The sequence below is a fragment of the Pseudomonas meliae genome (assembly GCF_001400515.1).
GTDB classification, from domain to species: Bacteria; Pseudomonadota; Gammaproteobacteria; order Pseudomonadales; family Pseudomonadaceae; genus Aquipseudomonas; species Aquipseudomonas amygdali.
This window is the reverse complement of sequence record NZ_LJQT01000129.1, coordinates 1-21,494: the sequence shown is the minus strand read 5'-3', so window position 1 is coordinate 21,494 and position 21,494 is coordinate 1. Positions and strand designations below refer to the sequence as shown.

19 protein-coding genes and 4 tRNA genes are annotated in these 21,494 nt (G+C 54.9%); all 23 read right to left on the bottom strand.

The window, feature by feature from the left end; translation table 11 throughout:
* Position 1 precedes the first annotated feature (1 nt).
* Complete coding sequence (gene rplW / locus ALO64_RS05680) at positions 2 to 301, bottom strand: 50S ribosomal protein L23 (RefSeq protein ID WP_002555488.1); 300 nt, start codon at positions 299 to 301, stop codon at positions 2 to 4.
* Complete coding sequence (rplD, locus tag ALO64_RS05675; RefSeq protein WP_002555489.1) at positions 298 to 900, bottom strand: 50S ribosomal protein L4; 603 nt, start codon at positions 898 to 900, stop codon at positions 298 to 300. The genes rplW and rplD overlap by 4 nt, the downstream gene beginning before the upstream one ends.
* Before the next feature lie 13 nt (positions 901 to 913).
* On the bottom strand, positions 914 to 1,549 hold the full coding sequence (gene rplC, locus ALO64_RS05670; RefSeq protein ID WP_002555490.1) for a 50S ribosomal protein L3: 636 nt from the start codon (positions 1,547 to 1,549) through the stop codon (positions 914 to 916).
* A gap of 81 nt (positions 1,550 to 1,630) precedes the next feature.
* A complete protein-coding gene (gene rpsJ, locus ALO64_RS05665; RefSeq protein WP_002555491.1) occupies positions 1,631 to 1,942 on the bottom strand; it encodes a 30S ribosomal protein S10 in 312 nt (103 codons plus the stop codon).
* A 143-nt stretch (positions 1,943 to 2,085) separates the two neighbouring features.
* Positions 2,086 to 3,279 carry an elongation factor Tu gene (gene tuf / locus ALO64_RS05660; RefSeq protein ID WP_005734043.1) on the bottom strand — a complete coding sequence of 398 codons (1,194 nt, stop codon included), beginning with the start codon at positions 3,277 to 3,279 and terminating at the stop codon, positions 2,086 to 2,088.
* A 31-nt stretch (positions 3,280 to 3,310) separates the two neighbouring features.
* Positions 3,311 to 5,416, bottom strand: a complete 2,106-nt coding sequence (gene fusA, locus ALO64_RS05655; RefSeq protein WP_004666356.1) for an elongation factor G — start codon at positions 5,414 to 5,416, stop codon at positions 3,311 to 3,313.
* 30 nt (positions 5,417 to 5,446) lie between these two features.
* Entirely contained in the window at positions 5,447 to 5,917 is a 471-nt protein-coding gene (gene rpsG, locus ALO64_RS05650; RefSeq protein WP_002555493.1) for a 30S ribosomal protein S7, read from the bottom strand.
* Between the two features lie 122 nt (positions 5,918 to 6,039).
* The gene (gene rpsL, locus ALO64_RS05645) at positions 6,040 to 6,411 is read right to left on the bottom strand and encodes a 30S ribosomal protein S12 (RefSeq protein ID WP_002555494.1); all 372 of its coding nucleotides are present in this window, start codon (positions 6,409 to 6,411) and stop codon (positions 6,040 to 6,042) included.
* A 198-nt stretch (positions 6,412 to 6,609) separates the two neighbouring features.
* Positions 6,610 to 10,809, bottom strand: a complete 4,200-nt coding sequence (rpoC, locus tag ALO64_RS05640) for a DNA-directed RNA polymerase subunit beta' (RefSeq protein ID WP_002555495.1) — start codon at positions 10,807 to 10,809, stop codon at positions 6,610 to 6,612.
* Between the two features lie 64 nt (positions 10,810 to 10,873).
* A complete protein-coding gene (gene rpoB / locus ALO64_RS05635) occupies positions 10,874 to 14,947 on the bottom strand; it encodes a DNA-directed RNA polymerase subunit beta (protein WP_003317110.1) in 4,074 nt (1,357 codons plus the stop codon).
* 221 nt (positions 14,948 to 15,168) lie between these two features.
* Positions 15,169 to 15,534: a 50S ribosomal protein L7/L12 gene (gene rplL, locus ALO64_RS05630; RefSeq protein WP_002555497.1), complete on the bottom strand. Its 366-nt coding sequence runs from the start codon at positions 15,532 to 15,534 to the stop codon at positions 15,169 to 15,171.
* Between the two features lie 79 nt (positions 15,535 to 15,613).
* Positions 15,614 to 16,114 carry a 50S ribosomal protein L10 gene (gene rplJ / locus ALO64_RS05625; RefSeq protein WP_044344045.1) on the bottom strand — a complete coding sequence of 167 codons (501 nt, stop codon included), beginning with the start codon at positions 16,112 to 16,114 and terminating at the stop codon, positions 15,614 to 15,616.
* Between the two features lie 201 nt (positions 16,115 to 16,315).
* The gene (gene rplA, locus ALO64_RS05620) at positions 16,316 to 17,011 is read right to left on the bottom strand and encodes a 50S ribosomal protein L1 (protein ID WP_002555499.1); all 696 of its coding nucleotides are present in this window, start codon (positions 17,009 to 17,011) and stop codon (positions 16,316 to 16,318) included.
* Positions 17,011 to 17,442 (bottom strand): 50S ribosomal protein L11, encoded by a 432-nt coding sequence (gene rplK, locus ALO64_RS05615; RefSeq protein ID WP_002555500.1) that lies wholly within the window; start codon positions 17,440 to 17,442, stop codon positions 17,011 to 17,013. Before rplK ends, rplA begins: the two co-directional genes overlap by 1 nt.
* Positions 17,443 to 17,560: 118 nt before the next feature.
* Positions 17,561 to 18,094 carry a transcription termination/antitermination protein NusG gene (gene nusG / locus ALO64_RS05610; protein ID WP_044344046.1) on the bottom strand — a complete coding sequence of 178 codons (534 nt, stop codon included), beginning with the start codon at positions 18,092 to 18,094 and terminating at the stop codon, positions 17,561 to 17,563.
* Between the two features lie 9 nt (positions 18,095 to 18,103).
* Entirely contained in the window at positions 18,104 to 18,472 is a 369-nt protein-coding gene (gene secE, locus ALO64_RS05605) for a preprotein translocase subunit SecE (RefSeq protein ID WP_002555502.1), read from the bottom strand.
* 46 nt (positions 18,473 to 18,518) lie between these two features.
* Positions 18,519 to 18,594, bottom strand: a tRNA-Trp gene (locus tag ALO64_RS05600).
* A 165-nt stretch (positions 18,595 to 18,759) separates the two neighbouring features.
* A tRNA-Thr gene (locus ALO64_RS05595) sits at positions 18,760 to 18,835 on the bottom strand.
* Positions 18,836 to 18,861: 26 nt separating this feature from the next.
* Positions 18,862 to 18,935, bottom strand: a tRNA-Gly gene (locus tag ALO64_RS05590).
* A 24-nt stretch (positions 18,936 to 18,959) separates the two neighbouring features.
* Positions 18,960 to 19,044: transfer RNA gene (locus ALO64_RS05585), tRNA-Tyr, on the bottom strand.
* A gap of 142 nt (positions 19,045 to 19,186) precedes the next feature.
* Positions 19,187 to 19,615, bottom strand: a complete 429-nt coding sequence (locus tag ALO64_RS05580) for a hypothetical protein (protein ID WP_005734048.1) — start codon at positions 19,613 to 19,615, stop codon at positions 19,187 to 19,189.
* Between the two features lie 7 nt (positions 19,616 to 19,622).
* Positions 19,623 to 20,372, bottom strand: a complete 750-nt coding sequence (locus ALO64_RS05575; RefSeq protein ID WP_005734049.1) for a pantothenate kinase — start codon at positions 20,370 to 20,372, stop codon at positions 19,623 to 19,625.
* Positions 20,362 to 21,321 (bottom strand): bifunctional biotin--[acetyl-CoA-carboxylase] ligase/biotin operon repressor BirA, encoded by a 960-nt coding sequence (gene birA, locus ALO64_RS05570; RefSeq protein WP_005734050.1) that lies wholly within the window; start codon positions 21,319 to 21,321, stop codon positions 20,362 to 20,364. Before birA ends, ALO64_RS05575 begins: the two co-directional genes overlap by 11 nt.
* Between the last annotated feature and the right edge of the window lie 173 nt (positions 21,322 to 21,494).

Sequence of the window (21,494 nt, the reverse complement as noted above, 5' to 3'; positions counted from 1 at the left end):
CTTACTCAGCACTGCTGCTGAAATCGAGATCTTGGCCTGGCTGAAGGGAGATAACTGCCTTCTTCCAGTCATTACGCTTGCCCAGACCGCGAGCAGTGCGCTTGCTCTTACCCAGAACGTTCAGGGTAGTAACACGCTCTACTTTCACGCTGAACAGGCTTTCGACGGCCTTCTTGATTTCCAGCTTGGTTGCGTCAGTAGCAACCTTGAAAACGAACTGACCTTTTTTGTCTGCAAGAACCGTAGCCTTTTCGGAAACGTGCGGGCCAAGCAGAACTTTAAATACGCGTTCCTGGTTCATCCCAGCAGCTCCTCGAATTTCTTCACGGCCGACACGGTGATCAACACCTTGTCGTATGCGATCAGACTAACTGGATCGGAACCTTGAACATCACGTACATCAACGTGTGGCAGGTTACGAGCAGCCAGGTACAGATTCTGGTCAACAGCGTCAGACACGATCAGGACGTCAGTCAGGCCCATGCCAGTCAGCTTGTTCAGCAGATCTTTGGTTTTCGGTGCTTCAACAGCGAAGTCCTGAACCACGACCAGACGATCAGTACGAACCAGTTCAGCAAGGATGGAGCGCAAAGCAGCGCGATACATCTTCTTGTTGAGCTTCTGAGTGTGATCCTGAGGACGAGCTGCGAAAGTGGTACCGCCGCCACGCCAGATTGGGCTACGGATAGTACCGGCACGAGCACGGCCAGTACCTTTCTGACGCCAAGGGCGCTTACCGCCACCACGAACGTCGGAACGGGTCTTTTGCTGCTTGCTGCCCTGACGACCGCCAGCCATGTAGGCCACGACTGCCTGGTGAACCAGCGTCTCGTTGAATTCGCCGCCAAATGTCAGTTCGGAAACTTCGATTGCCTGAGCGTCATTTACATTTAATTGCATGTCAGCTTCCCCCTTAACCGCGAGCCTTGGCTGCCGGACGTACAACCAGGTTGCCGCCAGTAGCGCCAGGAACAGCACCCTTGACCAACAACAGATTGCGTTCAGCGTCCACGCGCACTACTTCCAGGGACTGCACGGTCACGCGCTCAGCGCCCATATGACCGGACATTTTTTTGCCCTTGAATACACGACCAGGAGTCTGGCACTGGCCGATAGAGCCTGGGACGCGGTGGGAGACGGAGTTACCGTGGGTATTGTCTTGACCACGGAAATTCCAACGCTTGATCGTACCCTGGAAGCCTTTACCCTTGGACTGACCGGTTACATCAACCAGTTGACCAGCGGCGAAGATTTCAGCGTTGATCTGATCGCCAGCCTGGTAGTCGCCTTCTTCAAGACGGAATTCCATGACGGTACGACCGGCGGCAACGTTCGCCTTAGCGAAGTGGCCAGCCTGAGCGGCTGTAACACGCGAAGCACGACGCTCGCCGACAGTGACTTGCACTGCACGATAGCCATCGGTTTCTTCGGTTTTGAACTGAGTGACGCGATTCGGCTCGATCTCAATGACCGTGACCGGAATGGAGACACCTTCTTCGGTGAAAATACGGGTCATACCGCATTTACGACCGACTACACCAATAGTCATGTTGTAAACCTCATGAGTGTACGGGGCTTTCACCCGCTATGGCCGCCCATTTCAGAGCGTTACACGACTAAGACCCAAGTCTTAGCCGAGGCTGATCTGAACTTCCACACCGGCCGCAAGATCAAGCTTCATAAGCGCATCAACGGTTTTTTCCGTTGGCTGAACAATGTCCAGAACACGCTTGTGAGTACGGATCTCATACTGGTCGCGCGCGTCTTTGTTGACGTGCGGAGAAACCAGAACGGTGAACCGCTCTTTACGAGTCGGCAGTGGAATCGGACCACGCACCTGTGCACCAGTACGTTTCGCGGTTTCCACGATTTCCTGGGTTGATTGGTCGATCAGGCGATGGTCAAAAGCCTTCAACCTGATACGGATTTGCTGGTTTTGCATTGGATTCAGACTCCAGATTGCTGTTCCCACCGAGCGCAATACGCCCGTTAAAAGGAGGCGCAATTCTATAGACGACCTCACTAGGTGTCAACCCAATAAAAAAGCCCCCCNNCGTTGCGGGGGCTCTTTTTGGGAATCAACGCTTACGCGATGATTTTGGCCACGACGCCAGCGCCGACGGTACGACCGCCTTCACGGATTGCGAAACGCAGACCGTCTTCCATTGCGATTGGCTTGATCAGGGTAACGGAAACTTTAACGTTATCACCTGGCATAACCATTTCTACGCCTTCCGGCAGTTCGCAGCTACCAGTTACGTCGGTAGTACGGAAGTAGAACTGTGGACGGTAGCCTTTGAAGAACGGAGTGTGACGACCGCCTTCTTCTTTGCTCAGAACGTAGATTTCAGCTTCGAACTGAGTGTGCGGCTTGACGGTGCCTGGCTTGACCAGAACCTGGCCACGCTCAACGTCGTCACGCTTGGTACCACGCAGCAGAACGCCGCAGTTCTCGCCAGCACGACCTTCGTCGAGCAGTTTGCGGAACATTTCAACACCGGTGCAGGTGGTGACGGTAGTGTCACGCAGACCAACGATTTCCAGTGGATCCTGAACCTTGACGATACCGCGCTCAACACGACCAGTCACAACAGTACCGCGACCGGAGATCGAGAACACGTCTTCGATTGGCATCAGGAATGGCTTGTCGGTCAGACGAACTGGCTCTGGGATGTAGCTGTCCAGTGTTTCAACCAGTTTACGAACGGCAGTGGTGCCCATTTCGTTGTCGTCCTTGCCTTCCAGAGCCATACGAGCAGAACCGATGATGATCGGAGTGTCGTCGCCCGGGAAATCGTAAGTGCTCAGCAGATCGCGCACTTCCATCTCAACCAGTTCCAGCAGCTCAGCGTCGTCTACCAGGTCAGCCTTGTTCAGGAAGACCACGATGTACGGAACGCCTACCTGACGGGACAGCAGGATGTGCTCACGAGTTTGTGGCATCGGACCATCAGCAGCCGAACAAACCAGGATAGCGCCGTCCATCTGGGCAGCACCGGTGATCATGTTCTTCACGTAGTCAGCGTGACCTGGGCAGTCAACGTGAGCGTAGTGACGGGTCAGCGAGTTGTATTCAACGTGCGCAGTGTTGATGGTGATACCACGAGCTTTTTCTTCCGGTGCGCTGTCGATCTTGTCGAAGTCAACACGAGCCGAACCGAAAACTTCGGAGCAGACGCGAGTCAGAGCAGCGGTCAGCGTGGTTTTACCGTGGTCAACGTGACCAATGGTGCCAACGTTGACGTGCGGGAGGGAACGATCAAATCTTTCTTTAGCCACGACAAATAACTCCTAGCCTAAAGGCGCTGAATCAGCCTTGTTTTTTGGTTACAGTTTCGACGATGTGCGACGGAGCTGTATTGTATTTTTTGAATTCCATAGAGTAGCTTGCGCGACCTTGGGACATGGAGCGAACGTCGGTCGCATAACCGAACATCTCACCCAACGGAACCTCGGCACGAATTACTTTGCCGGACACCGTATCTTCCATACCCAGGATCATGCCGCGACGACGGTTAAGGTCGCCCATCACGTCACCCATATAGTCTTCAGGCGTAACAACCTCTACCGCCATGATCGGCTCAAGCAACTCACCACCGCCCTTCTGGGCCAGTTGCTTGGTCGCCATGGAAGCAGCCACCTTAAACGCCATCTCGTTCGAGTCGACGTCATGGTAGGAACCATCAAACACGGTAGCCTTCAGGCCGATCAGCGGATAGCCGGCAACAACGCCGTTCTTCATCTGCTCTTCGATACCCTTCTGGATAGCCGGGATGTATTCCTTGGGAACAACACCACCTACCACTTCGTTTACGAATTGCAGACCTTCCTGACCTTCGTCAGCAGGTGCAAAACGGATCCAGCAGTGACCGAACTGGCCACGACCGCCGGATTGACGAACGAACTTGCCTTCGATTTCACAATTCTTCGTGATGCGCTCACGATAGGAAACCTGAGGCTTGCCGATGTTGGCTTCGACGTTGAACTCACGGCGCATCCGGTCAACCAGGATGTCCAGGTGCAGCTCGCCCATGCCAGAGATGATCGTTTGACCAGTCTCTTCATCAGTCTTGACGCGGAAAGAAGGGTCTTCCTGAGCAAGCTTGCCCAGAGCGATACCCATTTTTTCCTGGTCATCCTTGGTTTTTGGCTCAACGGCAACCGAAATAACCGGCTCCGGGAAGTCCATGCGAACCAGGATGATTGGCTTGTCAGCGTTGCACAAGGTTTCACCAGTGGTGACGTCCTTCATGCCGATCAAGGCCGCGATGTCACCAGCGCGAACTTCCTTGATTTCTTCGCGGGCGTTTGCGTGCATTTGCACCATACGACCCACACGCTCTTTCTTGCCTTTCACCGAGTTGATCACGCCGTCGCCGGATGCCAACACGCCCGAGTAAACGCGGACGAAAGTCAAGGTACCCACGAATGGGTCGGTAGCGATCTTGAACGCCAAAGCCGAGAACGGCTCGTTGTCGTCTGCATGACGCTCCATCAGGACTTCTTCGTTATCAGGATCGGAACCCTTGATAGCTGGAATGTCGGTCGGAGCCGGCAGGTAGTCGATCACGGCGTCTAGAACCAGGGGAACACCCTTGTTCTTGAAGGAAGAACCGCAAACAGCAAGAACGATCTCACCAGCGATAGTACGCTGACGCAGAGCAGCCTTGATTTCCTCGTTGGTGAGCTCTTCACCTTCGAGGTACTTGTTCATCAGCTCTTCACTGGCTTCGGCAGCAGCCTCAACCATGTTGCTGCGCCACTCGTCAGCCAGCTCCTGCAGTTCAGCAGGGATAGGCTCACGACGTGGAACCATACCCTTGTCGGCATCGTTCCAGTAAACAGCTTCCATGGACATCAGATCGATCTGACCCTGGAAGTTGTCTTCGGCACCAATGGCCAACTGGATCGGCACCGGGGTGTGGCCCAGACGCTGCTTGATCTGAGCGATTACGCGCAGAAAGTTTGCACCAGCACGGTCCATCTTGTTCACGTAAACGATACGTGGAACACCGTACTTGTTGGCCTGACGCCATACGGTTTCGGACTGCGGCTCTACGCCGGAAGTGCCACAGAACACAACGACCGCGCCGTCGAGTACACGCAGGGAACGCTCAACTTCAATGGTGAAGTCAACGTGGCCCGGGGTGTCAATAACGTTGAAACGGTATTGGTCTTTGTGTTGCTTCTCGGAACCCTGCCAGAAGGCAGTAATAGCAGCAGAAGTAATGGTAATACCACGCTCCTGCTCCTGAACCATCCAGTCCGTGGTCGCGGCGCCGTCATGCACCTCGCCCATTTTGTGGCTTTTGCCGGTGTAAAAAAGGACGCGCTCGGTGGTGGTGGTTTTACCAGCATCCACGTGAGCAACGATACCAATGTTACGGTAGCGGCCAATCGGAGTAGTACGAGCCATAAAGCCCTCGCAAAATTAGTGACGCTGAAATTAGAAGCGGTAGTGCGAGAAAGCCTTGTTGGCCTCAGCCATACGGTGCACGTCTTCACGCTTCTTGACCGCAGCACCTTTACCTTCGGCGGCGTCCAGCAGTTCGCCAGCCAAACGCAGCGCCATTGACTTCTCACCGCGCTTGCGCGCGAAGTCTACCAGCCAACGCATTGCCAGAGCATTACGACGGGACGGACGAACTTCGACAGGAACCTGGTAAGTAGCACCGCCTACACGGCGCGACTTTACTTCGACCAGCGGAGCGATGGCGTCGAGAGCTTTCTCGAAGATTTCCAGGGGGTCGCTGTTCTTGCGTTCTTTAACCTTTTCCAGCGCGCCATAAACGATACGCTCGGCAACGGCTTTCTTGCCGCTTTCCATAACGTGGTTCATGAACTTGGCCAGGATCTGGCTGCCGTATTTTGGATCGTCAAGCACTTCGCGCTTGGCTGCTACGCGTCTTCTTGGCATGGATAAGCCCTCAAACGGTCTTCAGGTTAGCTCGGGACCACCATCCTGCAAGGGATGCGCCCGACCTTACTCTTATCGACTCAGAAAAATAGAAATCTGCAATTTCACACAGAAGCCAAAAACTACTTAGGCTTCTTGGTACCGTATTTCGAGCGACCCTGGTTACGGCCTTTAACGCCGGAAGTATCCAGAGAACCACGAACGGTGTGATAACGAACACCTGGCAAGTCTTTTACACGACCGCCACGGATCAGTACCACGCTGTGCTCTTGCAGGTTGTGACCTTCACCACCGATGTACGAGGAAACCTCGAAACCGTTGGTCAGGCGCACACGGCAGACTTTACGCAATGCCGAGTTAGGTTTTTTCGGCGTGGTGGTATACACACGAGTGCACACACCGCGACGTTGCGGGCAGTTCTGCAGCGCAGGCACGTCGGATTTCTCGACGATACGCTTACGCGGCTGACGTACCAGCTGGTTGATAGTTGCCATCTACTAGCTCCACTGTTGTCTTGCGACGCTATTGTCTTACAAGAAAAGCAAATGACAGGGCACAAGCCCCGCCAAATTTAGGGGTACAAGAGTCTAAAGAGGATCCCGCCCCCAGTCAAGACAAAGCCCCGACATCCTCAAGAGGCAAACAACACGAAAACGTGCTGTCTGCCAGATGAAAACGCCGAGGCTTTAGTCTCAATTACCGCTGGAGTTCAACGCTTCAGTCAGAGCGGCTTCTACTTCGCTCGCGCTGACACGGGTCGGTTTGTCCATTTCACGACGACGCTTGCGCTCGCTGTGATAAGCCAGACCGGTACCGGCCGGGATCAGACGACCCACAACCACGTTTTCCTTCAGGCCGCGCAGATAATCGCGCTTGCCAGTCACAGCCGCCTCGGTCAGCACGCGGGTTGTCTCCTGGAAGGAGGCCGCGGAGATGAACGACTCGGTGGACAGCGATGCCTTGGTGATACCCAGCAACACGCGAGTGAACTTGGAGACAAACTTGTCTTCCGTGCTCAGACGCTCGTTTTCTACCAGTACGTGAGTCAATTCCATCTGGTCGCCCTTGATGAAACTGGAATCGCCAGACTCGGCAATTTCAACCTTGCGCAACATCTGACGCAGAATCGTCTCGATGTGCTTGTCGTTGATCTTCACGCCTTGCAGGCGGTATACATCCTGAATCTCGTTGACGATGTACTTGGCCAGCGCACTCACACCCAGCAGACGCAGGATGTCGTGTGGATCGCTAGGACCGTCGGAGATAACTTCGCCGCGGTTCACTTGTTCGCCTTCGAAGACGTTCAGGTGACGCCACTTCGGAATCAGCTCTTCGTACGGATCGCTACCGTCGTTCGGGGTAATGACCAGACGGCGCTTGCCCTTGGTCTCTTTACCGAATGCGATGGTACCGCTGACTTCTGCAAGGATCGATGCCTCTTTCGGACGACGGGCTTCGAACAGGTCGGCAACACGCGGCAGACCACCGGTGATGTCACGAGTCTTCGAAGTTTCCTGCGGAATACGAGCGATAACATCACCGATCGCGATCTGCGCACCGTCAGCCACACCGACCAGGGCGTTGGCCGGCAGGAAGTACTGAGCAGGTACGTCAGTACCCGGCAACAGCAGATCCTTGCCATCCAGGCCGACCATCTTCACAGCAGGACGGATGTCCTTGCCGGCAGCCGGACGGTCTTTGGCGTCAAGCACTTCAATGTTGGTCATACCGGTCAATTCGTCTGTCTGACGCTTGATCGTGATGCCTTCTTCCATGCCGACGTAGGTAACAGTACCTTTCATCTCGGTAACGATTGGGTGAGTGTGCGGATCCCACTTGGCCACGATCGAACCAGCGTCGACCTTGTCGCCTTCCTTCACCGAAATCACTGCACCGTATGGCAGCTTGTAACGCTCACGCTCGCGACCGAAGTCATCAGCGATGGCCAGTTCACCGGAGCGGGATACCGCAACCAGGTGACCGTCAACACGCTCAACGTGCTTCAGGTTGTGAAGACGGACAGTACCGCCATTCTTCACCTGAACGCTGTCGGCTGCCGAGGTCCGGCTTGCCGCACCACCAATGTGGAACGTACGCATTGTCAGCTGGGTACCCGGCTCACCGATCGACTGTGCAGCGATTACGCCGACAGCTTCACCGATGTTAACCTGGTGACCGCGAGCCAGGTCGCGACCGTAGCACTTGGCACAGATGCCGTAGCGCGTTTCACAGCTGATTGGCGAGCGAACGATCACTTCGTCGATGCTGTTCAGCTCGATGAACTCGACCCACTTCTCGTCTACCAGTGTACCAGCAGGAACGATGACGTCTTCTGTGCCCGGCTTGAACACGTCACGGGCGATAACCCGACCCAGTACGCGCTCACCCAGCGGCTCTACAACGTCACCGCCTTCAATGTGCGGAGTCATCAGCAGACCGTGCTCGGTACCGCAATCCACCTCGGTAACGACCAGATCCTGAGCAACGTCTACCAGACGGCGAGTCAGATAACCGGAGTTAGCGGTTTTCAGTGCGGTATCCGCAAGACCCTTACGAGCACCGTGAGTGGAGATGAAGTACTGAAGTACGCTCAAACCTTCACGGAAGTTCGCAGTAATCGGCGTTTCGATGATGGAGCCGTCAGGCTTGGCCATCAGACCACGCATACCAGCCAACTGACGAATCTGGGCAGCAGAACCACGCGCACCGGAGTCAGCCATCATGTACATCGAGTTGAAGGATTCCTGGTCAACTTCGACGCCATGACGATCGATGACCTTCTCTTTCGAGAGGTTCGACATCATTGCCTTGGACACTTCGTCGTTGGCCTTGGACCAGAGGTCGATCACCTTGTTGTACTTCTCGCCCTGGGTTACCAGGCCGGAGGCGTACTGACTTTCGATCTCTTTAACTTCTTCGGTGGCCGCGTCGATGATGCGAGCTTTTTCATCCGGGATAACGAAGTCGTTAACGCCGATGGAAACACCCGAAATGGTCGAGTAGGCAAAACCGGTGTACATCAACTGGTCAGCGAAGATCACGGTCTCTTTCAAACCAACCACGCGGTAGCACTGGTTGATCAGCTTGGAGATCGCCTTCTTCTTCATGGGCTGGTTGACGACGTCGTAGGACAGGCCGGCCGGAACCACCTGGAACAGCAGCGCACGGCCGACAGTGGTGTCGACGATACGGGTGTTCTTGACGCTGCCACCGTCACGGTCGTTGACCGTTTCGTGGATACGAACCTTGACCTTGGCATGCAGAGCCGCTTCGCCGGCGCGGAATACGCGGTCGACTTCCTGCAGGTCCGCAAACACACGACCTTCGCCCTTGGCGTTGATCGCTTCACGAGTCATGTAATACAGACCCAGTACAACGTCCTGCGAAGGAACGATGATTGGCTCACCGTTGGCTGGCGACAGAATGTTGTTGGTCGACATCATCAGTGCACGCGCTTCGAGCTGAGCTTCCAGCGTCAAAGGTACGTGAACGGCCATCTGGTCGCCGTCGAAGTCGGCGTTGTACGCAGCACAGACCAGCGGGTGCAGCTGAATAGCCTTACCTTCGATCAGTACTGGTTCAAACGCCTGGATGCCCAGACGGTGAAGCGTTGGCGCGCGGTTCAGAAGCACCGGGTGTTCGCGAATTACTTCAGCAAGAACGTCCCAGACCTCTGGCAGCTCGCGCTCGACCATCTTCTTGGCAGCTTTGATGGTCGTGGCCAGGCCACGCATTTCCAGCTTGCCGAAAATGAACGGCTTGAACAGCTCGAGAGCCATTTTTTTCGGCAGGCCGCACTGGTGCAGACGCAGGGTCGGACCTACGGTAATTACCGAACGGCCCGAGTAGTCAACGCGCTTACCGAGCAAGTTCTGACGGAAACGACCCTGCTTACCCTTGATCATGTCAGCCAGGGACTTCAGAGGACGCTTGTTCGAACCCGTGATCGCACGACCGCGACGACCGTTGTCGAGCAGCGCATCGACCGCTTCCTGCAGCATGCGCTTTTCGTTGCGCACGATGATGTCGGGAGCAGACAGATCCAGCAGACGCTTCAGACGGTTGTTACGGTTGATCACTCGACGATACAGATCGTTGAGGTCGGACGTCGCGAAACGGCCACCGTCAAGCGGAACCAGAGGACGCAGATCTGGCGGTAGAACCGGCAGAACGGTCAGCACCATCCACTCAGGGAGGTTGCCGGAACCCTGGAAGGCTTCCATCAATTTCAGACGCTTGGACAGCTTCTTGATTTTGGTTTCGGAATTGGTTTGCGGAATTTCTTCACGCAGACGGCCAATTTCGTGCTCCAGATCAATAGCGTGCAGCAGTTCGCGGACAGCCTCGGCACCCATGCGGGCGTCGAAGTCATCACCGAACTCTTCGAGGGCTTCGAAGTATTGCTCGTCGTTCAGCAGCTGACCTTTTTCAAGGGTAGTCATGCCTGGATCGATAACGACATAGCTCTCGAAGTAGAGAACACGTTCGATATCACGCAGGGTCATGTCCATCAGCAAACCGATACGGGACGGCAGCGATTTCAGGAACCAGATGTGAGCAACCGGCGAAGCCAGCTCGATGTGAGCCATGCGCTCGCGACGAACCTTGGCCAGTGCTACTTCAACACCGCATTTTTCGCAGATGACACCACGGTGCTTCAGGCGCTTGTACTTACCGCACAGGCACTCGTAATCTTTTACCGGGCCAAAGATCTTGGCGCAGAACAGACCGTCACGCTCAGGCTTGAACGTACGGTAGTTGATGGTTTCCGGCTTTTTAACTTCACCGAACGACCAAGAGCGGATCATCTCAGGCGATGCAAGTCCGATACGGATTGCGTCGAACTCTTCGACTTGACCCTGGTTTTTCAGCAAATTCAGTAGGTCTTTCAAGGCTTTTCCTCCTGGCGGAGCAGGGAGCAGGCAATACCGCCCTGCCCCCGATTCGCGTCACGTGTTATTCGGTTTCCAGATCGATATCGATACCGAGCGAACGGATTTCTTTGATCAACACGTTGAAGGACTCGGGCATGCCCGGCTCCATACGGTGATCGCCGTCCACGATGTTTTTGTACATCTTGGTACGACCGTTCACATCGTCCGACTTCACTGTGAGCATTTCCTGCAGAGTGTACGCCGCGCCGTATGCTTCCAGCGCCCACACTTCCATCTCCCCGAAACGCTGACCACCGAACTGTGCCTTACCACCCAGCGGCTGCTGGGTAACCAGGCTGTACGAACCAGTGGAACGCGCGTGCATCTTGTCGTCCACCAAGTGGTTCAGCTTCAGCATGTACATGTAGCCAACCGTTACAGCACGTTCAAACTTGTTGCCGGTACGACCGTCGAACAGCTGCATCTGGCCGCTTTCCGGCATATCTGCCAGCTTGAGCATTGCCTTGATTTCGCTTTCCTTGGCACCGTCGAAAACCGGGGTAGCCATCGGTACGCCGTTACGCAGGTTCTTCGCGAGGTCCAGAATCTCGTTGTCGGTGAGGTCTTCCAGAGACTCCTGACGACCGCCGATTTCGTTATAGATCTCGTTGAGGAACTTACGCAGCTCAGCAACTTTACGCTGCTCTTCAAGCATGCGGTTGATCTTCTCGCCCAGACCTTTGGCCGCGAGGCCCAGGTGAGTTTCGAGAATCTGACCAACGTTCATACGCGAAGGTACGCCCAGCGGGTTGAGGACGATATCGACCGGCGTGCCATTGGCATCGTGCGGCATGTCTTCAACCGGCATGATCACGGAGACCACACCCTTGTTACCGTGACGACCGGCCATCTTGTCGCCCGGCTGGATGCGACGACGGATTGCCAGGTAGACCTTGACGATTTTCAGAACGCCTGGAGCCAGGTCATCGCCTTGCTGCAGTTTGCGTTTCTTGTCTTCGAACTTGTCATCCAGAAGACGGCGACGATCAACGATGTAGGCCTGAGCTTTCTCAAGCTGCTCATTCAGAGCATCTTCAGCCATGCGCAGTTTGAACCACTGACCATGCTCAAGACCGTCGAGCACTTCGTTGGTGATCTCCTGGCCCTTTTTGAGGCCAGCGCCGCCTTCAGCTACACGGCCCACCAGCGCAGAGCGCAGACGTTCGAAAGTAGCGCCTTCGACAATACGGAACTCTTCGTTCAGATCCTTACGGATCTCGTCGAGTTGCGACTTCTCGATGGACAGGGCACGCGCATCACGCTCGACGCCATCACGGGTGAAGACCTGAACGTCAATGACAGTACCCTTGGTGCCGGTCGGCACGCGCAGGGAAGTATCTTTAACGTCGCTTGCTTTCTCACCGAAAATCGCGCGCAACAGTTTTTCTTCCGGAGTCAGCTGGGTCTCGCCTTTCGGAGTGACCTTGCCCACCAGGATGTCACCAGCGCCAACTTCGGCACCTACATAAACGATACCGGCTTCGTCCAGCTTGTTCAGAGCCGCTTCACCCACGTTCGGGATGTCGGCGGTGATCTCTTCAGGCCCAAGCTTGGTGTCACGAGCCACACAGGTCAGTTCCTGAATGTGGATCGTTGTGAAGCGGTCTTCTTGAACTACACGCTCGGAGAGGCAGATGGAGTCTTCGAAGTTGAAACCGTTCCAGGCCATGAACGCGATGCGCATGTTCTGACCCAGAGCCAGCTCACCCATATCGGTGGACGGACCGTCAGCCATGATGTCGCTACGCTGAACACGGTCACCCTTGCTCACCAGAGGACGCTGGTTGATGCAGGTGTTCTGGTTCGAACGGGTGTATTTGGTCAGGTTGTAGATGTCTACACCTGCTTCACCTGTTTCTACTTCGTCATCAGCAACGCGAACAACGATACGGCTGGCGTCGACAGAGTCGATCACGCCGCCACGACGAGCCACGACGCAAACGCCGGAGTCGCGGGCAACGTTGCGCTCCATGCCAGTACCTACCAGCGGCTTGTCGGCACGCAGGGTCGGTACAGCCTGACGCTGCATGTTCGAACCCATCAATGCGCGGTTGGCGTCATCGTGCTCGAGGAACGGGATCAGCGATGCGGCTACCGACACAACCTGCTTGGGCGAAACATCCATCAGGGTGACATCGGCTGGTGCCTTGACGGTGAATTCGTTCAAGTGACGCACAGCAACCAGCTCGTCGATCAGCTCTTGCTTGTCGTTCATTGCAGCCGAAGCCTGAGCAATGACGTGGTCTGCTTCTTCGATCGCCGAAAGGAAGACGATTTCTTCGGTGACCAGACCTTCCTTGACCACACGGTACGGGCTCTCGAGGAAGCCGTACTGGTTGGTGCGGGCATAGGCCGCCAGGGAGTTGATCAGACCGATGTTCGGACCTTCAGGCGTCTCGATCGGGCAAACACGGCCGTAGTGAGTCGGGTGAACGTCTCGAACTTCAAAGCCGGCGCGCTCACGCGTCAGACCGCCAGGGCCGAGCGCGGAAACACGACGCTTGTGCGTGATCTCGGACAGCGGGTTGTTCTGGTCCATGAACTGGGACAGCTGGCTGGAACCGAAGAACTCCTTGACCGCCGCCGCAACAGGTTTGGCGTTGATCAGGTCCTGAGGCATCAAGCCTTCGCTTTCTGCCATGGACAGACGTTCTTTGACAGCGCGCTCGACACGGACCAGACCTACACGGAACTGGTTCTCGGCCATCTCGCCAACGCAACGAACGCGACGGTTACCGAGGTGGTCGATGTCATCGACGATGCCTTTGCCGTTACGGATATCAACGAGGGTCTTGAGGACCGCTACGATGTCTTCCTTGCACAACACACCCGAACCTTCGATTTCGGTACGACCGATACGACGGTTGAACTTCATCCGACCTACAGCAGACAGGTCATAACGCTCAGGACTGAAGAACAGGTTGTTGAACAGCGTTTCGGCTGCATCCTTGGTTGGCGGCTCGCCAGGACGCATCATGCGATAGATCTCGACCAGCGCTTCCAGCTGGTTGCTGGTGGAGTCGATCTTCAGCGTGTCAGAGACGAACGGACCGCAGTCGATGTCGTTGGTGTACAACGTTTCGATGCGAACGACCTGAGCCTTGGCGATCTTGGCCAGGATTTCAGTGTTCAGCTCGGTGTTGCACTCGGCAATGATCTCACCGGTTGCCGGATGCACGATGACCTTGGCAGTAGTACGACCCAGGACGTAGTCCAGAGGCACTTCCAGCTCTTTGATCCCGGCTTTTTCCAGCTGGTTGATGTGACGAGCGGTAATACGGCGACCCTGCTCGACAATGACCTTGCCCTTGTCGTCCAGAATATCCAGAACGGCAATTTCACCACGCAGGCGCTGAGGCACCAGTTCCAGGCTCAGGTTTTCGCCGCGCACATGGAATACGTTGGTGGTGTAGAAAGCATCGAGCACTTGCTCGGTGGTATAACCCAGAGCGCGCAGAAGTACGGATGCAGGCAGTTTGCGACGACGGTCGATACGGACGAATACGCAGTCTTTCGGATCGAACTCGAAGTCCAGCCACGAACCGCGGTAAGGAATGATACGAGCGGAGTAAAGCAGCTTACCGGAGCTGTGCGTCTTGCCACGGTCGTGGTCGAAGAATACGCCAGGCGAGCGGTGAAGCTGAGACACGATAACGCGCTCGGTGCCATTGATTACAAAGGTACCGTTTTCAGTCATCAGGGGGATTTCACCCATGTAGACTTCTTGCTCTTTGATGTCCTTGATCGCTTTGTTCGACGATTCTTTGTCGAAAATGATCAGACGGACCTTGACCCGCAGAGGTACTGCGTAAGTCACACCGCGCAGCACGCATTCCTTGACATCAAATGCCGGTTCGCCCAAGCGATAACCTACATACTCCAGCGCAGCATTGCCGGAGTAGCTGATGATCGGGAAAACGGATTTGAAGGCTGCATGCAGACCGACGTCGCGGAACTGATCTTTGGTCGCTCCCGCCTGCAGGAATTCGCGATACGAATCCAGCTGGATGGCCAAGAGATACGGCACATCCATTACGTCCGGCAACTTGCTAAAGTCCTTGCGGATACGTTTTTTCTCAGTATATGAGTAAGCCATCAGCGTTCCCCAGCTTGGTCACCTGCTTGTTTGGCTCCCTCCCGACGGAAGCAGCCAGAAAATCTTGCAAACCCCTTGGTTTGCGCCACCGCCATCGGTGGATACCGCACATTACAAACGTTGACAGCGCCAATCGTCTATAACGGAAAAAGGCCGGTGGCAAAAGCCACCAGCCATCAGCCTTTCGCTAATCGCGTGGGCTGGACACTCAAAGTCGATGCTTATTTCAGCTCGACTTTAGCGCCTGCTTCTTCCAGAGTAGCTTTGGCTTTGTCAGCTGCGTCTTTGGCAACAGCTTCCAGAACCATTGCTGGCGCGCCGTCAACGACTGCCTTGGCTTCTTTCAGGCCCAGACCGGTCAGTTCACGTACTGCCTTGATCACGTTAACTTTCTTCTCGCCAGCTTCCAGCAGCATGACGTTGAATTCAGTTTGTTCTTCAACAACAGCAGCAGCAACAGCTGGACCAGCCGAACCGGCAGCAGCGGTAACGCCGAACTTCTCTTCGAACGCCTTGATCAGCTCTACAACCTGCAGAACGGACATTTCAGCTACGGCGTTAAGGATATCGTCTTGAGAGATGGACATGACTCAATTTCCTGAATTGGGGGACGGCCTACGCGACCATCAAAATAAACAAAAATACGCGAAAAGATCTGACTCAGCCTTAGGCTGCAGCTGCTTCTTTTTGGTCGCGAACAGCCGCCAGAGTACGAGCCAACTTGCTGGTAGCGCCTTGAATCACGCTCATCAGCTGAGAAATTGCTTCGTTACGGGTCGGCAGGCTTGCCAGTACATCGATCTGATTAGCTGCGAGGAACTTGCCCTCGAACGCAGCTGCCTTGATCTCGAACTTGTCCTGACCTTTGGCGAATTCCTTGAACAGACGGGCAGCAGCGCCAGGATGTTCGTTGGAGAACGCAATCAAGGTCGGGCCAGTGAACACGTCGTTGAGGACACTGAATTCAGTGTCAGCAACAGCGCGCTTGAGCAGGGTGTTACGTACAACACGTACGTAAACGCCAGCTTCACGAGCCTCTTTACGGAGTCCGGTCATAGCGCCGACCGTCACACCACGGGCATCAGCCACGACAGCGGACAGACCAGCTTTGGCAGCCTCGTTGGCTTCAGCGACGATGGCCTTCTTGTCTTCGAGTTTAATTGCCACGGGTTTAACTCCTGCTTGTTACCGTTTCATCCGACCGGAGTCAGATGTCGTTTTGGTGTCTGATTCGGTAAGGAACCGGGAGCACCATCTGCGTAGGCTTGAGGTTTAAGACTTGCGTCGCCTACGGTCTTGGATAGCCCCCGCCAGGCAGGGACCCCAATCTTTCAAACGGTACGGCGTCAAAACCGCACCGCTTCTGTCTTACGCTTCCAACGAACCCTGGTCGATGACCAGGCCTGGGCCCATAGTGGTGCTCAGGGTGATGCGCTTGACGTAAATACCTTTCGAAGAAGCAGGCTTGATACGCTTAAGGTCAGCGATCAGGGCTTCAACGTTTTCCTTCAGCTTGACAGCGTCGAAACCGACCTTGCCAACGGAAGTGTGGATGATGCCGTTTTTGTCGGTGCGATAACGAACCTGACCAGCCTTGGCGTTCTTGACGGCGTTAGCCACGTCAGGAGTAACGGTGCCGACTTTCGGGTTAGGCATCAGACCACGAGGACCGAGAACCTGACCCAACTGACCCACAACGCGCATTGCGTCCGGGGAAGCGATAACGACGTCATAGTTCAGATCGCCCGCTTTCATTTCAGCAGCCAGATCGTCCATACCAACGCGATCAGCACCGGCAGCCAGAGCAGCTTCAGCAGCAGGGCCCTGGGTGAACACTGCAACGCGTACAGTTTTACCAGTGCCGTGCGGCAGTACGGTAGCGCTACGAACAACCTGGTCGGACTTACGAGGATCGACACCCAGGTTAACAGCAACGTCTACAGACTCGCTGAACTTGACGGTCGACAGCTCGGTCAGCAGGGCTGCGGCGTCTACGAAATTGTAAGACTTACCAGCTTCGATCTTGCTGGCGATTGCCTTTTGACGCTTGGTCAGCTTAGCCATTACACACCCTCCACGTTAAGGCCCATGCTACGAGCGGAACCGGCGATAGTACGCACGGCCGCCTCCATGTCAGCTGCAGTCAGATCCGCGTTTTTTGCTTTAGCGATATCTTCCAGCTGAGCACGAGTCACGGTGCCAACTTTAACGGTGTTCGGGCGAGCCGAGCCGCTGGTCAAGCCTGCAGCTTTCTTCAGCAGAACCGATGCAGGGGTACTTTTTGTTTCGAAAGTGAAGCTACGGTCGCTGTATACAGTGATGATCACTGGAGTCGGCAAGCCTGGCTCAATACCCTGAGTACGGGCGTTGAACGCTTTGCAGAATTCCATGATGTTCACACCGTGCTGACCCAGAGCAGGACCAACTGGCGGGCTTGGGTTAGCCTGAGCGGCTTTCACTTGCAGCTTGATGTATGCGGTTATCTTCTTGGCCATGAGGCACTCCAATTACGGGTTCAAGCGCCAATAAAGGCTCCCCGGTTACTTACGCGTATATCCCAGTGACGAAAAAACCCCACAGCCTTGGGCTGCGGGGTATGGGATTCCAGCTCAGTTATGCCTTTTCGACCTGACTGAACTCTAGCTCTACCGGGGTAGAGCGTCCGAAAATGAGCACCGCCACTTGAATCCGGCTCTTTTCGTAGTTAACTTCTTCAACCGTGCCATTGAAATCGGCGAACGGACCGTCGGTGACACGAACAACCTCACCCGGCTCGAACAGCGTTTTCGGCTTCGGCTTGTCGCTACCATCAGCAACGCGAAGCAGAATTGCTTCTGCCTCTTTGTCAGTGATCGGAGCAGGCTTATCTGCGGTACCGCCGATGAACCCCATGACACGCGGGGTGTCCTTGACCAAGTGCCAAGTACCCTCATTCATGTCCATCTGAACAAGCACATAACCTGGGAAGAACTTGCGTTCGCTTTTGCGTTTCTGGCCATTACGCATTTCAACCACTTCTTCAGTGGGAACCAGAATTTCGCCGAAGCCATCTTCCATGCCTGCCAGCTTCACACGCTCGATCAACGAGCGCATGACATGCTTCTCGTAACCCGAGTAAGCATGCACTACGTACCAACGCTTAGCCACGGGACACCCTTAGCCAACTATCAAGGAAACAAGCCAGCCGAGTAGGGAATCAAGCCCCCACAACAGCAACGCCATAACCAGCACAACTGCCACAACGATCAACGTGGTTTGAGTGGTTTCTTGGCGAGTAGGCCATACGACTTTACGAATCTCAGCGCGAGCTTCTTTCGCCAAAACGAAGAAGGCTTTACCCTTACCGGTCTGCAGGGCGACAAATGCAGCTGCAGCAGCAATCACAAGGAGAGCAAGAACGCGGTACAGGATCGGCTCAGCAGAATAATACTGATTACCGACAACACCCACGACAACCAAAACGACTACCAGGAGCCACTTCAGCATATCAAAGCGAGAGTCTGATGCTTCAGCCTTGGGATTCATCTACGGAGATCCTGTGAAAAGAAAGCCAGATTACATCTAGGAAATCTGGCAGGTCAGGAGGGAATCGAACCCCCAACCTACGGTTTTGGAGACCGTCGCTCTGCCAATTGAGCTACTGACCTAAAAGCAAAATCAGGCCGACCATTATGCGGACCTGACGAGAGTTTTTCAACACCTTATTCAGGGAGCGCCTTACAGGTGACGCACTCCGAACAAGCTTCAAGCGGATCACGCACAGCGCAACCACCTAAAACAAAGGCAGATATTTTCATATCTGCCTTTAGCAATGGAGCTCTTGAGCGGATTTGAACCGCTGACCTCACCCTTACCAAGGGTGTGCTCTACCAACTGAGCTACAAGAGCAAAACACAATGCATGAACCACAAACCTGGAGCGGGTAGCGGGAATCGAACCCGCATCATCAGCTTGGAAGGCTGAGGTTCTACCACTAAACTATACCCGCGCAATTTGCAGATCGCGCTAAATCTGGTGGAGGGGGAAGGATTCGAACCTTCGAAGTCGTAGACGTCAGATTTACAGTCTGATCCCTTTGGCCGCTCGGGAACCCCTCCTAAGCGAGGCAGCATTCTCAACTCATGCCGCCCTTCTGTCAACCTTTTTCTCAGTAAAAACCTGAGGTTACATGCGTTGACTACTACCACCCCGTTCGCGAGACTTTCACCTCGCTGCGAAGCGGGCGCCATTCTATGTAAACTACTCAGCAGTTGCAATGCCCTCGCACGACATTATTTGATTTTTTAATTGTGGGAAATCCTGACTCAATTGATTGATCACACCTGCCTCCACAAGACGTCGGCTTTCCGGGGCAATCCTTAACCAGTAGGCCGTCGCCCCATTCGTTTGCAACGACTGAAATTGAGACTGGATATCCAGACTGTTCAAGCGCTGCTCCACCAGCCGAGCATCCTCTTGCCTGGCAAAGCCACCGACATAAAGACACCTCGTGTCAGCATCACGCGACGTGCGCCCCGCATCCGACTCGCTAAGCAGACGAATATCCTGCTGGGAAGCGCGATGCAATGACAATGGCATTACCTCTTTGGCCCTGAGGGGAGCCTCCTGCTGATGCCAGAGGTAATAAAAGGCATTAAGCATCAACAGCAGAAGAAATAACCAACGCATAGAGACCTCAACGCAAAGGGCAAGCCAGAGCCAGACCCACGAAGACCAGATCAGGAACAATACGAGCCCCCGGCAGCACATCCGCAACCAGTGCTGCATCCCCACCAGTCACAAAAATAGTAAAATCATTGCCCCAGTACCCCTGCGCTATCTCCATCTGAGTCAATGCAAAACCACGAAGCATCAACGAGCAGCCGCGCTCTACAGCCTCTGCAGTCGCACGCCCAGGAACAAGACGGGCCAGGGCTTTTTCAGCCTCTGTGTCGTCATATCTGATGCGACGGGTATGGGTACGCAACTGATTGCGCATCAAGGGCATTCCAGGACAGATAAAGCCACCGAGATGCGCACCACCGGCGTCGACAAAATCAGACGTCACAGCAGTTCCCAGGTCAATCACCAGGCACGCGCTTCTGGCGATATGGTAAGCACCTACGAAAGCCAGCCAGCGGTCCAGCCCCAGACGCGCGAAGTCGTCATAGCCATTTATCACGCCAGCAAGCTCTTGAGCAGGTTCCGCGCAGACAGGCGCAACGGAAAAGGTGTCAGCCAGCAAAAAGACAAGCCTCGCCGTTTCTTCGGCACTACGCACACTCACCAGACGGCAGTCAGTGAATGATGTGTCAGGCAGATTACTCAAGTGCATCAGCAAGGCAGCATCGGAGTCCACAACGCCGCCGCTAATCACTGCCGCATCGTTCTTCGCCGTTATCCGCCACTTGATGAAGCTGTTGCCACAGTCGAGCTCAAGAATCATCTCGCAACCTCAGGCTGAGCTCGCCACCACTAAAGCTCTTTTCTACCCCATTCACTTCCAAACGCAACGCTCCAAGCGAGTCGACCCCCAACACTACCCCTTCAACTGCCTCAGCGCCTGAAAGCAATCTGACAGCAGCTCCCTGCCACAAATGTCCGCGCTCCCACTCATCCTGAAAAGCCACGAAGCCTTCTTTGCGATGAACTGCCAGAAGAGACTCAAGCTGACTGCTTATAAGGGCTGCAATCCGATTCCGATCAGCAAGGCTGCCCGTTTCGAGTCGAATCGACGTCCATAGTTGATCCACTTCGCTCGATGACCGCATGTTCACGTTCACCCCTATCCCGATGATCACATGACAAACGTCTGCCGGATCCCCAACAAGCTCGAGCAAAATGCCAGCAATCTTCTGTCTTCCGACCAATACATCATTAGGCCATTTCAGGCCCGCGCCTTGAACCCCAATGTCGCGCAGTACGTTCATCACAGCCAATCCGACCAAAAGGCTGAGACCTTCCAGCTGACGCATTCCACCATCAATGCGCAGGACCAGACTGTAATAAAGGTTCTCGGCAAATGGACTTACCCACTTTCGACCCCGCCTCCCCCTTCCCGAGGTTTGCTGCTCGGCCACCACCAGTAAAGGCATGGGAGCCCCGTGAGCAATCAGACGCGTGGCCTCTGCATTGGTTGAGTCGATAGTGTCGTAAGTGCGTACAGACCAGCTGGCGGGGAATCCGCACTGAGCTATGCCAGCGGGGCTTAAAAGCGAAATAGGCGTTGCCAGTCGATAACCCCGTCCGCGCACTTTATGCACCTCTAGGCCCAGGTCAGCTTCAAGCTGCTGAAGCTGCTTCCAGACCGCACTGCGGCTTATGCCGAGGGCATTGCCTAATACCTGTCCAGAATGAAATGCACCATCGGCAAGAAGCTTTAACAAGGTCAGCATTTGGAGTCGCCCGGCAATGAGGCACGCATAATAGCCACGCAGAGGCATGCTGCATAGAAACGAAAACGTATTTTCATGGCAGTTTTTGTGCAGCAGAAAAACAAAAACCCTCAACGCGTAAGCGATGAGGGTTTCTGGAATTTAATCTTGACGATGACCTACTCTCACATGGG

Excerpts from the sequence above, each read along its gene's own strand:
- rplW (WP_002555488.1), bottom strand. The coding sequence starts at position 301 with ATGAACCAGGAACGCGTATTTAAAGTTCTGCTTGGCCCGCACGTTTCC.
- rplD (WP_002555489.1), bottom strand. The coding sequence starts at position 900 with ATGCAATTAAATGTAAATGACGCTCAGGCAATCGAAGTTTCCGAACTG.
- rplC (WP_002555490.1), bottom strand. The coding sequence starts at position 1,549 with ATGACTATTGGTGTAGTCGGTCGTAAATGCGGTATGACCCGTATTTTC.
- rpsJ (WP_002555491.1), bottom strand. The coding sequence starts at position 1,942 with ATGCAAAACCAGCAAATCCGTATCAGGTTGAAGGCTTTTGACCATCGC.
- fusA (WP_004666356.1), bottom strand. The coding sequence starts at position 5,416 with ATGGCTCGTACTACTCCGATTGGCCGCTACCGTAACATTGGTATCGTT.
- rpsG (WP_002555493.1), bottom strand. The coding sequence starts at position 5,917 with ATGCCAAGAAGACGCGTAGCAGCCAAGCGCGAAGTGCTTGACGATCCA.
- rpsL (WP_002555494.1), bottom strand. The coding sequence starts at position 6,411 with ATGGCAACTATCAACCAGCTGGTACGTCAGCCGCGTAAGCGTATCGTC.
- rpoB (WP_003317110.1), bottom strand. The coding sequence starts at position 14,947 with ATGGCTTACTCATATACTGAGAAAAAACGTATCCGCAAGGACTTTAGC.
- rplL (WP_002555497.1), bottom strand. The coding sequence starts at position 15,534 with ATGTCCATCTCTCAAGACGATATCCTTAACGCCGTAGCTGAAATGTCC.
- rplA (WP_002555499.1), bottom strand. The coding sequence starts at position 17,011 with ATGGCTAAGCTGACCAAGCGTCAAAAGGCAATCGCCAGCAAGATCGAA.
- rplK (WP_002555500.1), bottom strand. The coding sequence starts at position 17,442 with ATGGCCAAGAAGATAACCGCATACATCAAGCTGCAAGTGAAAGCCGCT.
- secE (WP_002555502.1), bottom strand. The coding sequence starts at position 18,472 with ATGAATCCCAAGGCTGAAGCATCAGACTCTCGCTTTGATATGCTGAAG.
- ALO64_RS05580 (WP_005734048.1), bottom strand. The coding sequence starts at position 19,615 with ATGCGTTGGTTATTTCTTCTGCTGTTGATGCTTAATGCCTTTTATTAC.
- ALO64_RS05575 (WP_005734049.1), bottom strand. The coding sequence starts at position 20,372 with ATGATTCTTGAGCTCGACTGTGGCAACAGCTTCATCAAGTGGCGGATA.
- birA (WP_005734050.1), bottom strand. The coding sequence starts at position 21,321 with ATGCTGACCTTGTTAAAGCTTCTTGCCGATGGTGCATTTCATTCTGGA.